Annotated in this window: 8 protein-coding genes; 5 read left to right on the top strand and 3 right to left on the bottom strand. The window is 71.7% G+C overall.

Annotated elements, in window-relative coordinates; translation table 11 throughout:
• Positions 1–40: 40 nt before the first annotated feature.
• Together ABD346_RS26395 and ABD346_RS26390 are read right to left on the bottom strand one after the other, a co-directional pair.
• Complete coding sequence (locus tag ABD346_RS26395) at positions 41–3,385, bottom strand: ATP-dependent helicase (RefSeq protein ID WP_344378260.1); 3,345 nt, start codon at positions 3,383–3,385, stop codon at positions 41–43.
• A 161-nt stretch (positions 3,386–3,546) separates the two neighbouring features.
• Complete coding sequence (locus tag ABD346_RS26390; protein ID WP_381227839.1) at positions 3,547–3,960, bottom strand: MGMT family protein; 414 nt, start codon at positions 3,958–3,960, stop codon at positions 3,547–3,549.
• 212 nt (positions 3,961–4,172) lie between these two features.
• Here ABD346_RS26390 and ABD346_RS26385 point away from each other — a divergent pair, with 212 nt between their 5' ends.
• Entirely contained in the window at positions 4,173–7,184 is a 3,012-nt protein-coding gene (locus tag ABD346_RS26385) for a lysylphosphatidylglycerol synthase domain-containing protein (protein ID WP_344378256.1), read from the top strand.
• A 78-nt stretch (positions 7,185–7,262) separates the two neighbouring features.
• On the opposite strand, the gene ABD346_RS26380 is transcribed toward ABD346_RS26385, so the two are convergent.
• Complete coding sequence (locus ABD346_RS26380) at positions 7,263–7,997, bottom strand: YwiC-like family protein (RefSeq protein ID WP_344378253.1); 735 nt, start codon at positions 7,995–7,997, stop codon at positions 7,263–7,265.
• A gap of 268 nt (positions 7,998–8,265) precedes the next feature.
• Between ABD346_RS26380 and ABD346_RS26375 the strand changes: the two genes are divergently transcribed.
• From ABD346_RS26375 to narI, 4 genes are read left to right on the top strand one after another with little or no spacing between them, the layout of a single operon-like run.
• On the top strand, positions 8,266–11,973 hold the full coding sequence (locus ABD346_RS26375; protein WP_344378252.1) for a nitrate reductase subunit alpha: 3,708 nt from the start codon (positions 8,266–8,268) through the stop codon (positions 11,971–11,973).
• A 2-nt stretch (positions 11,974–11,975) separates the two neighbouring features.
• Positions 11,976–13,496, top strand: coding sequence for a nitrate reductase subunit beta (gene narH / locus ABD346_RS26370; protein WP_344378249.1), 1,521 nt, complete (start codon positions 11,976–11,978; stop codon positions 13,494–13,496).
• The gene (narJ, locus tag ABD346_RS26365; protein ID WP_344378247.1) at positions 13,493–14,134 is read left to right on the top strand and encodes a nitrate reductase molybdenum cofactor assembly chaperone; all 642 of its coding nucleotides are present in this window, start codon (positions 13,493–13,495) and stop codon (positions 14,132–14,134) included. The genes narH and narJ overlap by 4 nt, the downstream gene beginning before the upstream one ends.
• Positions 14,134–14,859, top strand: a complete 726-nt coding sequence (gene narI / locus ABD346_RS26360) for a respiratory nitrate reductase subunit gamma (RefSeq protein ID WP_344378244.1) — start codon at positions 14,134–14,136, stop codon at positions 14,857–14,859. The genes narJ and narI overlap by 1 nt, the downstream gene beginning before the upstream one ends.
• Positions 14,860–14,866: the final 7 nt, after the last annotated feature.

The raw sequence follows: 14,866 nt of genomic DNA, 5'->3' as shown, positions 1-14,866 counted from the left end.
CTCGGAGGCACGCCCGGACCCCGCTCCTCAAAGGGGCGTTCTACTCCACCACCTGCCGTCCCTCCGGCTGGGCCGTGCACGACGCCCTGAACGTGCAGTGCGTGCAGTGCGTGCCCGGCGTCGGGGTGAAGCGTTCGTCCAGGACTTTGCCTGCCGCCGTGGCCAAGAGGTCGCCCACCCACTCGCCTGTCAAGGGCTGCTGGGACTGGACCTTCGGGTACGCGTCGCCGCCCTCGCGTTGGGGGGCGGGCCGGCGCAGGTGGACCAGTTCGGCGCCGCCGGGGTCGGGGCGGCGGCCGTCGAAGGCCTCGTCCAGGGCGCCTTCCCGCACCGCCAGCTGGTAGACGGCCAGCTGCGGGTGCGTAGCCACCTCCGCGGCCGTGGGCGACTGCTTGCCGGTCTTGAAGTCGACGACGTACGCGCGGCCCTCCACGTCCTGCTCGACGCGGTCCATGGAGCCCCGGATGCGTACCTCGTACTCGCCCGCCTCCAGGGTCACGTCGAAACCGTGTTCCGTGGCGACGGGGGTGCGGCCCGCGCGGTCCAGGGTGTGCCACTGGAGGAAGCGCTCCAGGGCGGCACGGGCGTTCTGCTTCTCCTGGAGCGACTTCCAGGGTGCGTCGAAGGCGAGCGCGTCCCACACCGAGTCGAGGCGTTCCATCAGGACGGCCAGGTCGGCCGGCGTACGGCCGGAGGCGACCTCGTCGGCCAGGACGTGGACCACGTTCCCGAAGCCCTGGGCGGCCGTCGCGGGCGCGTCCGCCTTGACCTCGCGGCCCAGGAACCACTGCAGGGCGCAGGTGTTGGCGAGCTGGTCCAGGGCGCTGCCCGACAGGGCGACCGGTAGGGCGCGGTCGCGCAGCGGGACCTCCGAGCGGGTCGGCTCGTACAGGCCCCACCAGCGGTGCGGATGCGCGGCCGGGACCAGCGGCTGGCCCTCGTCGTCGGCCAGCGCGGCCAGCCTGCCGAGGCGTTCGGCGGCGGCCTCGCGCAGCGCGTCGGAGGCGTCCGGGTCGACGGTCGTGGCGCGCAGCTCGGCGACCAGCGCGGCCACCGCCAGGGGGCGGCGGGGGCGGCCCGTCGTGTCGCGGGGCTCGACGCCGAGCTCGGTGAGGAAGCGGGACGGCTGGTCGCCGTCGTCGGCCGGGGCCTTGACGGCGGTCACGACGAGGCGGTCCCGGGCGCGGGTGGCCGCGACATAGAAGAGGCGTCGTTCTTCCGCGAGCAGCGCGCCCGGGGTGAGCGGTTCGGCCAGGCCGTCGCGGCCGATCCGGTCGGCCTCCAGGAGCGAGCCGCGGCGGCGCAGGTCGGGCCAGAGCCCCTCCTGCACCCCGGCGACCACGACCAGGCTCCACTCCAGGCCCTTGGAGCGGTGGGCGGTCATGACACGGACGGCGTCCGGGCGGGCGGCCCGGCGGGTGAGGGTGTCGGCCGCTATGTCCTGCGCGTAAACCTCTTCGAGGAAGTTGAGCGCGCCCCGGCCGCCGGTGCGCTCCTCGGCGCGGGCCGCGGTGTCGAACAGGGCGCAGACGGCGTCCAGATCGCGGTCGGCGGCCCGCCCGCCGGCCCCGCCGCGCAGCGCCGCGCGTTCCAGGCGCTGCGGCCAGGGCGTGCCGTTCCACAGCTCCCACAGCGCCTCCGCCGCGGTGCCGCCGCCCTCCAGGAGCTCGCCGGCCTTGCGCAGCAGCGCGCCGAGGCGCTGGGCGCCGCGGGCGTACGAGGGGTCGTGCGCGACGAGCCGCTCGGGCTCGGCCAGGGCCCGGGCGAGCAGCACGTCCGAGGGGGCAGGGAGGCGATTGCCCGCTGCCCGCTCCTCGTCGCGCAGGGCCCGCCCGAGGCGGCGGAGGTCGGCGGTGTCCATGCCGCCGAGCGGCGAGGTGAGCAGGGTGTGCGCGGTCTCGGGGTCGAGCGGGGCGGGGGGTGCGGCCGGGCTGGTCGCCGCGCCCCTGCGGGGGTGCACGAGGCTGACCGGCGCCGCCACCCCGCCCTCCGGAGAACCCTTCGCCGTCGCCTCCGCCACCACCCGCAGCGCCGTCAGGAGCGGCGACACCGCCGGTTCGTCGCGCAACGGCGTGTCCGCGCCCGACGTGTCCACCGGGATGCCCGCCGTCGTCAGGGCGCGGCGCAGGGCCGGGATCGTGCGGGTGCCCGCCCGGACCAGGATCGCCATCTCCTGCCAGGGGACGCCCTCTTCGAGGTGGGCGCGGCGCAGCAGGTCCGCGATGTTGTCCAGCTCGGTGGAGGCCGTGGGGTACGTGTACGTCTCCACGCGGCCGCCCGTACGGGTCGGCGACAGGTCGCGGTGCGCACGGACCCGCTCGGCGGGCAGGCGCGGCAGCGGCATGCGGCGGGTCAGCAGCCGGGTCGCGTCAAGGAGGGCCGTGCCGGAGCGGCGCGACGTGGTGAGGACCTCGACGGGCGCCGGGCTCCCGTCCGTACGCGCGAACGTGTCGGGGAAGTCGAGGATGCCGTTGATGTCGGCACCCCGGAACGTGTAGATCGACTGGTCCGGGTCGCCGAACGCCACCAGCGTGCGGCCGCCGCCCGCCAGCGCCTTCAGGAGCCGTACCTGCGCCGGGTCGGTGTCCTGGTACTCGTCGACGAACACCGCCTCGTAGGAGGGCAGCTCGATGCGTCCGGCGAGCAGTACCGCGCGGTGCACGAGTTCCGCGTAGTCCAGGACGCCCTGGAGGTCGAGGACGTCGAGGTATTCGGCGAGGAACGCCGAGGCCGCCTTCCAGTCCGGGCGGCCGGCGCGCTCGGCGAAGCGGGCCAGGGCGTCGGGGCCGATGCCCAGTTCGCGGCTGCGGGCGAGCACCGCGCGCACCTCGTCGGCGAAGCCGCGCGTGGTCAGGCAGGCCCGCAGCTCGTCGGGCCAGCGCACATGCGCGAGCCCGGTGCGCTGGAGGTCGATCTGCCCGGCGAGCAGGTCGCGTACGGCCACGTCCTGTTCGGGGCCGGACAGCAGGCGCAGGGGCTCGCGGAACAGCTCGGCATCCTGATGCGCACGGACCAGCGCGTAGCAGTACGAGTGGAACGTGGTGGCCTGCGGGCTCTTCGCGCCGGCGCCGAGGCGCAGCGCCATCCGGTCGCGGAGCTCGACCGCGGCCTTGCGGCTGAAGGTGAGGACCAGGATGCGTTCGGGGTCCGTGCCGGCCGCCACCTTGGCCGCGACCGCCTCCACCAGGGTGGTCGTCTTGCCGGTGCCGGGCCCCGCGAGCACGAGAAGCGGACCCGAGCGGTGGTCAACCACCCTGCGCTGGGGTGCGTCAAGGAGAGGGGGATCCACCGGGTCCGGCGGGGTACGCACCAGTCGGTACGCGCCGGGGGACCGCCGACGTACCTGTTGGTACGTCTGACGCCCGGTGGAAGAGGAGGAGCTCACGTGGATCGCCGGTCCTGGTGGGTGTGCTGGTCGTGATGGTGGTTACGAGGCCTGCGCGGCCGGCGCAGACCCTCGACGGTACGCCGATCCGTGCCCGGCACGCAGCGAGTCATCCGTACGGTCCTCAGGTCGCCCCCGGCATCGCCGGATGGCGGAAGCTGTCAGGTATGAGCCGCCCCGCCGCCGAGCCCGCCGACCGCGCCGCCCGTGGTGCCGTCCCAGCGCGCCCGGCGCATGTCGAGCCTCGGCAGATGGCCCTCGGCGGACCGGCCCGCCTCGCGCAGCGGGGTGCCCTCGTCGCGGTAGTGCCCCAGGGCCCGCAGCTCGTGTCCGGGCAGGAGCTGCCCGTCCGACCGCACCACGCGCCACCAGGGCACGGCGCCGCCGTAGAGCGACATGACCCGGCCGACCTGGCGCGGCCCGCCCTCGCCGAGCCATTCGGCGACGTCCCCGTACGTCATCACCCGGCCCGGCGGGATGTGCTCGGCGACGTCGAGGACCCGTTCCGCGTATGCGGGGATCTCGGGCAGCGCCTCGCCCTCCCGGTCCCTCTGCTCCTCGCTCATCCGCTCCATCCTGCCGTACGCCACCGACAGCCGCCCCGAGCCGGGTCATATCCGGACGCAGTCCGGTCGCGGAGCGACAAAGGGGCGCAACTCACGCAGCGCACGCCCTGGCAATGCACCCTGATGCCCCCCTGGGATCTCTGGACATGCCACCATCATGCGGGCGGTGAGCGGTGATACGAGACAGAGACAAGACGGACGAGGCAGCGAAGGAGCGGGGCGTGCAGCCACCCGAGGCGGCGGCGAGCAGCACCCCTGAAACGGGGCGGCAGCCCGCCTCACCCGATGCTCCCGGGCCGGCGGGGGGCGACGCGACACCGGGTGCGGAGTCCCACCCAGGAACCGGACCCGAAGGCTCCGCGAGCCACGCGGACGGCGAGCGCTCCGACACCCCCGAAGGCTCCGCGAACCGCGAAAACGACGAGGTCCCCGAAAACCACGAGGGCCAGCAGGGTCAGGAAGGCCCCGAGGGCCCTGTCGCTCACGAGCGCTCAGAGGGGCCCGGCTCTCACGCGGACCGCGCGAACCCCGAAGGCGACCAGCGCCCCGAGGGCTCCGACGGTACGGACTCCGGCCGGCGCGGCAAGGGCGGCGACGCCCTGTGCGACGACACCTCGGGCTCCATCGAGCGCGTCTCCGTGGACGAACCGCTGCTGCCCGCCCGCGTGCACCGCCCCTCGGACCTGCTCCGGCTGCTCACCGGCGTGCTCGCGATCGCCGTCGTCCTGGCCATCGCCGCGTTCGCCCACGGCACCACGTCCGGCCTGGAAAACGACATCACCAACGGCACCACCGGCGCCCCCGACGTCCTGATCCGCCTCGCCGGGCTCGCGTCCAGCATCGCCGTCCTCGTCCTGCCCGTCGCCTTCGCCATCGAGCGGCTGATCAAACGTGACGGACTGCGGATCGCGGACGGCGTGCTCGCCGCGGTGCTCGCGCACGGCGTCGCCCTCGCCACCGACCTGTGGGTAGCCAAGTCCGCCCCCGGATCGATCACCGAGGCGCTGACCCGATTGTCGCCCTCGGGCTCCCTCACCGACCCCGTGCACGGCTATCTCGCCCCCGTCATCGCCTATATGACGGCCGTCGGAATGGCCCGCAGACCCAGGTGGCGGGTCGCGCTGTGGGCGGTGCTGCTGCTCAACTCCTTCGCCGTACTGGTCGGCGAGCAGACCACCCCGTTCTCGATCATCGTGACGATCCTGATCGGCTGGACGGTCGCGTACGGCACGCTCTACGCGGTCGGCTCGCCCAATGTGCGGCCCACCGGGCAGACCCTGCTCGCGGGGCTTCGCCACGTCGGCTTCAACCCGGTGACCGCGCTGCGCGCCGAGGACGTCCCCGACTCGATGGACCAGGGCGAGCGCGGCCGCCGGTATCTGGTCACGCTCCAGGACGCCCCGCCCCTCGACGTCACGGTCGTCGACCGCGAACAGCAGGCGCAGGGCTTCTTCTACCGGGTGTGGCGCCGCCTCACACTGCGCTCCATCACCACCCGCCGCTCGATCCAGTCGCTCAGACAGGCCCTGGAGCAGGAGGCGCTCCTCGCGTACGCGGCGATCGCGGCCGGGGCGAACGCGCCCAAGCTGATCGCCACCTCCGAGCTCGGCCCGGACGCCGTGATGCTGGTGTACGAGCACACCGGCGGCCGCTCACTGGACTCCCTCGACGACAGGGAGATCACCGACGAGCTGCTGCGCGAGACGTGGCGGCAGGTCGAGGCGCTCCAGTCGCGGCGGATCGCGCACCGCAGGCTGGCCGGCGACGCGATCCTGGTGGATCGTTCCGGCAAGGTGATCGTGACCGATCTGCGCGGCGGCGAGATCGCGGCGGGCGACATCGTGCTCCGGATGGACGTCGCCCAGCTCCTGACCACCCTCGGCCTGCGCGTCGGCGCCGAGCGCTCGGTCGCCTCCGCGCTCGATGTGCTGGGCCCGGACGTGGTCGCCGACAGCCTCCCGCTGCTCCAGCCCATCGCGCTGAGCCGCTCCACCCGCGCGACCCTGCGCAAGCTCGGCCGCGAGCAGGCGCAGCGCGAACGCGAGGCGGTCCTGGAGGCGTCGGACGCGGCGAAGGAGGCGAAGGCCGCGGAGGCGGCCGCCGCCAAGGAGGCCGCGGCGCACCCCGAAGCGGTCCCGGTGCTCGACGACCGCAAGGCCGTCAAGGCCGAGAAGAAGGCCGAGAAGCTGGCCATCGACGAGGCCCTGGAGGAGGCGAAGGAGGACGATCTGCTCACCCAGATCCGCCACCAGGTGCTGCTGATCCGCCCGCAGGCCCCCGTCGAGCCGGTACGCCTCGAACGCATCAAGGTGAAGACGCTGATCAGTTTCGTGGCGGGGGCCTTCGCCGCGTACTTCCTCCTGGTGCAGCTCACCAACATCAAGTTCGGCGATCTGATCGCGAACGCCCAGTGGGGCTGGGTCGCGGCGGCCGTGCTGTTCTCGGCACTGTCCTACCCTGCCGCGGCGGCCAGCCTGCTCGGCTTCGTGCCCGAGCGGGTGCCGTTCTGGCGGGCGGTGACCGCGCAGGTCGCGGGCTCGTTCGTGAAGCTGGTCGCGCCGGCCGCGGTAGGCGGTGTCGCCCTCAACACGCGGTTCCTCCAGCGCGCGGGTGTACGTCCGGGGCTCGCGGTGGCGAGTGTCGGCGCATCGCAGCTCTTCGGGCTCGCCTCGCACATCTCGCTGCTGCTGATCTTCGGGTACGTGACGGGCACCGAGCAGACGTCGGAGCTCTCGCCCTCCCGGACGGTGATCGCGGGTCTGCTCACCGCGGCCGTCCTGATCCTGGTCGTGACGGCGGTCCCGTTCCTGCGGAAGTTCGTGGTCAGCCGGGTCCGCTCGCTGTTCGCGGGTGTGGTGCCGCGCATGCTGGACGTGCTCCAGCGCCCGCAGAAGCTCATCACCGGGATCGGGGGGATGCTGCTTCTGACGGGCGTGTTCGTGATGTGCCTGGACGCGTCGATCCGGGCCTTCGGTACGGGGAGCGAGCACACGCTGAGCTACGCGAGCGTGGCGGTGGTCTTCCTGACGGCCAACGCGCTCGGCTCCGCGGCGCCGACGCCGGGTGGTGTCGGCGCGGTCGAGCTGGCCCTGTCGACGGCGTTGACGATCGCCGGCATGACGGCGGAAACGGCCACCTCGGCGGTGCTGCTGTACCGCCTGCTGACCTTCTGGCTCCCTGTCCTGCCCGGCTGGCTGTGCTTCAACTACCTGACGAGGAAGGGCCAGCTGTAGGAACCGCGCTCCGCCTGCGGGCCGGCGGGGCCACCCGCCCAGGGGCCGCGGGGGCCCGCGATCGGTCCCCGCCCGTGCTCAGAAGGCCGCCAGCACCGTCCCCAGCAGGGCCAGCGAGGCCGCCACCTCCACCGCTCCCACCACCCCCACCTTCAGCCCCCTGCCGGGCAGGAGCGCAGCTCGCAGCAGGTACAGCGCGAACGGGGCTGCCAGCCACGGGCTCAGCAGGGCCGCGAGCGCCGACGCCACGCCGTGGTAGGCGACCGAACCCCGGTAATACGCCCGCGAGTTCCGCTCCCTGATCATTGTCTTCACGTACGGGACCGTCCCCGCGAAGTACAGCAGGCAGGCCAGCGCCGGGGCGAGGCCGGAACTCCACGGCCCGCCTCCCAGCCGCAGGGTCACCAGCAGCATTCCGCACGCCGGGACCACCGCCGCCAGCCCGTTCCACAGCGCACGCTCCCGATTGGCGTACGCGTAAAGGGTGTTGAGCGAGATGAACGGGGCCGCGCACGCTGCCGCCACCAGCAGCCACGGGTGCAGCGCGGCCGGCGGGAGGCCGAAAAGCAGGGCCCCCGCGGCGAAGCACGCCGCAGGGCGGACATGACGGCGGGGCGCCTTCGGGTTGCGGGAGATCCTGCTCAGGCGCAGCCACTGCTGGAAGTGGTACACCGCGAGATAGCCAAGCAGCCACGCCGCGAGCAGCGGCAGATGCGCCCAGCGCGGGTGGCCCAGGAACGTTCCGGCAAGGAACGGGACGGCGAGCATCACCCACGCACCGTGCTGGTTCGGCAGCCAGCGGTTCCGGCTCACAGCGGCCCACCTTTCCCCTTCCGAAAAAGGGTTCCAGAATTACCCGAAAGGACTATCTGCCCTGCACGCTCGGCATTTTTCCCATCATCCCAGCCCGCCCCCGGGACAATCGCGGAATTAGGTCACCGCCCGCCGGGACCAAAGTCCCCGGGTTCCAAGAAATGGCGGGCGTAGGCTCGTTGATGGCCGTCCGGAGGCGTCCGCATTTCCCGACACCTCGTCCGGAAAGGCCCGCTCACATTCTTTTTCCGGGCCGGAGGAGTTTCCGTTGCAAGAGAAGCAAGAGCACCCCCGCGGCATTGCCGACGCACTCGTGCGGGCGGGCAGCTTCTTCACCCGCGCCGAGGTCTCCGACGATCTGCGCACCGTGCACCGCACCGGCGGGCGGCAGGCCGAGTCCTTCTACCGGGACCGCTGGAGCCACGACAAGGTCGTGTACTCGACGCACGGCGTGAACTGCACCGGCTCGTGCCGCTGGAAGGTGTACGTCAAGGACGGGATCATCACCTGGGAGACCCAGGCGACCGACTACCCCTCCGTCGGCCCCGACCGCCCCGAGTACGAACCCCGCGGCTGTCCGCGCGGCGCATCGTTCTCCTGGTACAGCTACTCGCCGACCCGGGTCCGCCACCCGCACGTACGCGGGGAGCTCCTCAGGATGTACCGCGAGGCCAAGGCACGCCTGGGCGATCCGGTGCTCGCCTGGGCCGACATCCAGAGCGACGCCACCAGGAGAAGGACGTACCAGAAGGCGCGCGGCAAGGGCGGTCTCGTGCGGGCGAGCTGGGAGGAGGCCGTCGAGATCGTCGCGGCCGCCCACGTCCACACCATCAAGGAGCACGGACCTGACCGGGTCGCCGGCTTCTCCCCCATCCCCGCGATGTCGATGGCCTCGCACGCGGCCGGCGCCCGCTTCCACTCACTCATCGGCGCGCCGATGCTGTCCTTCTACGACTGGTACGCCGACCTGCCGGTCGCCTCGCCTCAGGTCTTCGGCGACCAGACGGACGTACCGGAGTCCGGCGACTGGTGGGACGCGGCCTATCTGATGATGTGGGGCTCCAACGTCCCCGTCACGCGTACCCCCGACGCGCACTGGATGACCGAGGCCCGCTATCGCGGCCAGAAGGTCGTCACCGTTTCCCCGGATTTCGCGGACAACACCAAGTTCGCCGACGAATGGATGCATCCGCACCCGGGAACGGACGGCGCTCTCGCCCTCGCCATGGGCCACGTCATCCTCAAGGAATTCTTTGTCGAACGACAGACTCCTTTCTTTGTCGATTACGTGCGCACGTACACCGATCTGCCCTTCCTGATCTCCCTGAAGGAGACCGAAGAAGGGCTCGTTCCGCACAAGTTCGTGACCGCGGCCGACCTGGGCGAGGACACCGAGAACGCCCAGTGGAAGACCGTCCTCATCGACGACGCCACCGGTGAACCCACCGTCCCGGGCGGCACGTTGGGCCACCGCTGGGGCACGACGCCCGAGTGGAACCTGGACCTGGGCGACACCGTGCCCCGGCTCAGCATGCTCGGCGAAAGCGACGGCGAGACCGTCGAGGTCGTGCTGCCCCGCTTCGAGGAGGGCAGCGAAGGCGTCGTACGCCGGGGCGTTCCGGTCCGCCGCATCGGCGGACGTCCCGTCACCACCGTGTACGACCTGATGCTGGCCCAGTACGGGGTCGGCCGCGAGGGGCTGCCCGGCGAGTGGCCGACGTCGTACGAGGACGCCGGGACTCCCGGCACCCCCGGCTGGCAGGAGACCCTCACCTCCGTTCCGGCAGCGCAAGTCACCCGTGTGGCGAGGGAGTTCGCGGAGACGGCAGAGAAGTCCGAGGGGCGCTGCATGATCCTGATGGGCGCCGGCACCAACCACTGGTTCCACTCCGAGACCATCTACCGGGCCTTCCTCGCGCTGCTCACCCTGACCGGCTGCCAGGGGCGCAACGGCGGCGGCTGGGGGCACTACGTCGGGCAGGAGAAGTGCCGCCCGGTCACCGGCTGGGCCACCCTCGCGAGCGCCTCCGACTGGACCCGGCCACCCCGGCACATGATCGGCGCGGGCTGGTTCTACCTGCACACCGACCAGTGGCGCTACGACACGCTGCCCACCGAGGCGCTGGCCTCGCCGCTCGGCGACGGCCGCTTCGAAGGCATGACCGGCGCCGACTGCCTGGCCGCCTCGGCCCGCATGGGCTGGATGCCCTCGTACCCGACCTTCGACCGCAACCCGCTGGAACTCGGCGAGGCCGAAGACCCCGTCCAGCATGTGGTGGACGAGCTCAGGGCGGGGCGGCTCGGCCTCGCGGGCGAGGACCCGGACGCCCCGCGGAACTGGCCGCGCGTCCTGAACGTATGGCGTGCAAACCTGCTCGGATCGTCGTCCAAGGGCAACGAGTACTTCCTCAAGCACCTCCTCGGCACGCACTCCAACCTCCCCGAGGACGGCCCGCGTTGCGCGCCGCGCGATGTGGCCTGGCACCAGGAGGACGTCGAGGGCAAGCTCGATCTGCTGCTCGCGATGGACTTCCGGATGACGTCGACGACGCTGCTCAGCGATGTCGTGCTGCCCGCCGCCACCTGGTACGAGAAGCACGACCTGTCCTCGACGGACATGCACCCGTTCCTGCACGCCTTCACCCCGGCCGTCGATCCGCCGTGGCAGGCCCGCTCCGACTACGACGCGTTCCACGCGCTGGCCGAGCGCTTCGGCGAGCTGGCCAAGGAGCACCTCGGCGTGCGCAGGGACGTGGTCGCCACCGCGCTCCAGCACGACACCCCGGGCGGCGAGATGGCCCAGCCCGGCGGCGTCGCGCTCGACTGGTCGAAGGGCGAGTGCGAGCCCGTGCCGGGGCGCACCATGTACAACCTGACGGTCGTCGAGCGGGACTACGGCGCCGTCGGCGAGAAGTTCGCCGCGCTCGGCCCCCTCGTGGACCGGCTCGGCGTCACGACGAAGGCGATCACCTTCGACGTGGCCGAGGAAATCACGTATCTGGGTGAGAAGAACGGTCTCGTACGAGAAGGAATGGCGAAGGGGCGGCCTCGGCTCGACACCGCCCGGCGCGCCTGCGAGGCGATCCTCTCGCTGTCCGGCACCTCCAACGGGCGCCTGGCGACCCAGGGCTTCGAGACCCTGGAGAAGAAGACCGGGCAGCCCATGGCCCACCTCGCCGCCGAGGCCGAGGGCAAGCGCATCACGTTCGCGGACACCCAGGCCAGGCCCGTACCGGTGATCACCTCCCCGGAGTGGTCGGGCAGCGAGTCCGGCGGGCGGCGCTACACCGCGTTCACCGTCAACACCGAGCACCTCAAGCCCTGGCACACCCTCACCGGCCGCCAGCACTTCTTCCTGGACCACGACTGGATCCACGAGGTCGGCGAGGCGCTCCCGGTGTACAAGCCGCCGCTGAACATGCACCGCCTGTACGGGGAGCCCGAGCTGGGCTCAATAGAAGAGGTGGGGACCGAAGGGCTTCGAAACAAGGGTGGTGGTGGGCGACGGGCGGGCGGGAAGCAGGTCGCGGTCCGCTATCTGACCCCGCACAACAAGTGGGCGATCCACAGCCAGTACCAGGACAACCTCTACATGATGACGCTCGGCCGGGGCGGCCAGACCATCTGGATGTCCCCGCAGGACGCCGAGTCGATCGGCGTGCGGGACAACGACTGGATCGAGGCGGTCAACCGCAACGGCGTGGTCACCGCCCGCGCGATCGTCTCGCACAAGATGCCCGCCGGCACGGTCTACATGAACCACGCGCAGGAGCGCACGGTCGGCGTGCCCAGGACCGAGAAGACCGGGAAGCGGGGCGGCATCCACAACTCGCTGACCCGGATCATGCTCAAGCCCACCCATCTGGTCGGCGGATACGCCCAGTTGACGTGGGGGTTCAACTACCTCGGCCCGACCGGCAACCAGCGCGACGAGGTCACCGTCATCCGTCGCCGCGACCAGAAGGTGGAGTTCTAGACATGCGCGTCATGGCACAGATCGCCATGGTCATGAACCTCGACAAGTGCATCGGCTGCCACACCTGCTCGGTCACCTGCAAGCAGGCGTGGACCAACCGGCAGGGCACCGAGTACGTCTGGTTCAACAACGTCGAGACCCTCCCCGGCCAGGGTTACCCGCGCCGCTGGGAGGATCAGGAGAAGTGGAAGGGCGGCTGGGAGCGCACCCGCTCCGGCAAGCTGCGGCTTCGCGCGGGCGGCCGCCTCAAGCGGCTCGGCCAGGTCTTCGCCTACCCCGAACTCCCCGGGATCGACGACTACTACCAGCCCTGGACGTACGAGTACAAGAACCTGATCGACGCCCCCGCGGGCAACGACCTGCCCGTCGCGCGTCCCGTGTCCAGCCTGACCGGCGAGCCCGTCGACACGATCGAGTGGGGCCCGAACTGGGACGACAACCTGGGCGGCGCGCCCCAGAACGCCCCGCTCGACCCCCTCGTCGAGAAGATCCGCGACGAGGTCGGCGAGAAGATCCGCTTCGAGTTCGAGCAGAGCTTCATGTTCTATCTGCCACGCGTCTGCGAGCACTGCCTCAACCCCGCGTGCGTCTCGTCGTGCCCGTCCGGCGCGATGTACAAGCGCGAGGAGGACGGGATCGTCCTGGTCGACCAGGACGCCTGCCGCGGCTGGCGGATGTGCGTGACGGGCTGCCCGTACAAGAAGGTCTACTTCAACCACTCCACCGGCAAGGCCGAGAAGTGCACCTTCTGCTTCCCGCGCGTCGAGGTGGGCCTGCCGACCGTGTGCTCGGAGACCTGCGTCGGCCGCATGCGCTACCTCGGCGTGATGCTGTACGACGCCGACAAGGTGGCCGAGGCGGCGGCCGTCGAGGACGAACACGACCTGTATCCCAGCCAGTTGGAGTGCTTCCTCGACCCGGACGACCCGGCCGTGGCCGCCGCCGCGAAGGCCTCGGGCATCACCCACGAGTGGATCGAGGCGGCCCGCCGCTCCCCCGTGTACGACCTGATCGCCACCTACCAGGTCGCCCTTCCGCTGCATCCGGAGTACCGCACGATGCCGATGGTCTGGTACGTGCCGCCGCTCTCCCCGGTGGTCGAGGCGGTCGCCGCGAGCGGCCACGACGGCGAGGACGCGGGGAATCTGTTCGGCGCGATCGACGCGATGCGGATCCCGGTGGAGTACCTGGCCGAGCTGCTCACTGCGGGCGACACCTACCCCGTGGAGGCGGTCCTGCGCCGGATGGCCGCGATGCGCTCGTACATGCGGCGCGTGAACCTCGGTGAGGAGCGCGACGAGTCCGTCGCGCGGGCCGTGGGCCTGACCGGCACCGAGATGGAGGACCTGTTCCGGCTGCTCGCGATCGCCAAGTACGAGGACCGGTACGTGGTGCCGAGCGCGGCCCGCGCCGACGCCGACGCCCTCGCCGAGGCCCACCCGCTCGACGCCACCTGCCCGGTCGGCGAGGTCGCCCCGAACCGTGTCCTGCTGAATCTCTCCCCTACCCGGAGGAGCGCATGACCCCCGAGAGCTCAGCCGTTCTGCGCCTGGTCGCGGCCCGCTGCCTGCACTACCCCGACGAGGCCCTTCATGGTCAACTCCCCTTGCTGCGCGAGGCGTTGAGGGAGTGCCCGGGTTCGGCGGCCGAGCGGCTCCAGTCCTTCGTGGACATGGCGGCGGCCACCGATCCGCTGGACCTGGCCGCGCACTACACGTCGACGTTCGACACCCGAAACCGCCGCTGCCTGTACCTGACGTGGTGGGCCGACGGCGACACCCGGCGCCGGGGCTTCTCGCTCGTCCGGATCAAGCGGATCTACCGCGACCACGGCCTGGAGTTCAGCCACGAGGAGCTCCCCGACTTCCTTCCGGCCGCGCTCGAATTCGCCGGGCGCCACGAGGACTCCGGCACCGACCTGCTCCAGGAGCACCGTGCGGGCCTCGAACTGCTGCGGCTCGCCCTGACCCAAACCGGCACCCCGTACGCCGACGTCCTCGAAGCGGTCTGCGCGACCCTGCCCGGCGCCTCGCCCACGACGAAGGCCGAGGCGAAGGCGCTGGCCAAGGCGGGACCGCCGCACGAGACCGTCGGCCTTGAGCCGTTCGAGCCCGGCGTCGAGCTCCCCTGGCCCGGCTTCCCCGAGAGGAAGGCATCCTGATGAGCCTGCTCCTGTGGGGCGTGCTGCCCTACGTCTCGATCGCGCTGCTGATCGCGGGCACCTTCTGGCGGGCCCGCTACGACCGGTTCGGCTGGACCACCCACTCCACCCAGGTCCACGAGTCGCGGCTGCTGCGCATCGGCTCGCCGCTCTTCCACTTCGGGATGCTCTTCGTCGTACTCGGCCATGTGGTGGGCCTGGTGATCCCGCAGAGCTGGACGGACGCGGCCGGCGTCAGCGACCACACCTACCACCTGCTCGCCGTGTCGACGGGCGCGGTCGCGGGTGTCGCCGCGGCGGCCGGCATCGGCATCCTCGTCCACCGCCGCTTCACGGTCCCGGCGGTGCGGAAGGCCACGCTGCGCGGCGACCGCCTGATGTACACGTTCCTGCTGGGCGCGATGCTGCTCGGCCTGACGGCGACGATCCTCAACTCCACCGGCGCCACCGGCGATTACAACTACCGCGAAGGCATCTCGATCTGGTTCCGCTCGCTGTTCGCCTTCCAGCCCGACTACCACCTGATGGGCGCGGCCCCGCTCGCCTTCCAGCTGCACATCCTGTTCGGCTTCACCCTGTTCGCGCTGATCCCGTACTCGCGCCTGGTCCACATGTTCAGCGCCCCGGTCCAGTACCTGTTCCGTCCGTACGTCGTCTACCGGCGCCGCGACCCGAAGCTGACGGCCAACCGGGCGGCGCGGCGCGGCTGGGAGCGGGCGCGATGAGCGGGCG

The sequence above is a fragment of the Streptomyces mauvecolor genome, assembly GCF_039532965.1.
GTDB lineage: Bacteria > Actinomycetota > Actinomycetes > Streptomycetales > Streptomycetaceae > Streptomyces > Streptomyces violascens.
This window is presented reverse-complemented; position numbering and strand designations above follow the sequence as displayed.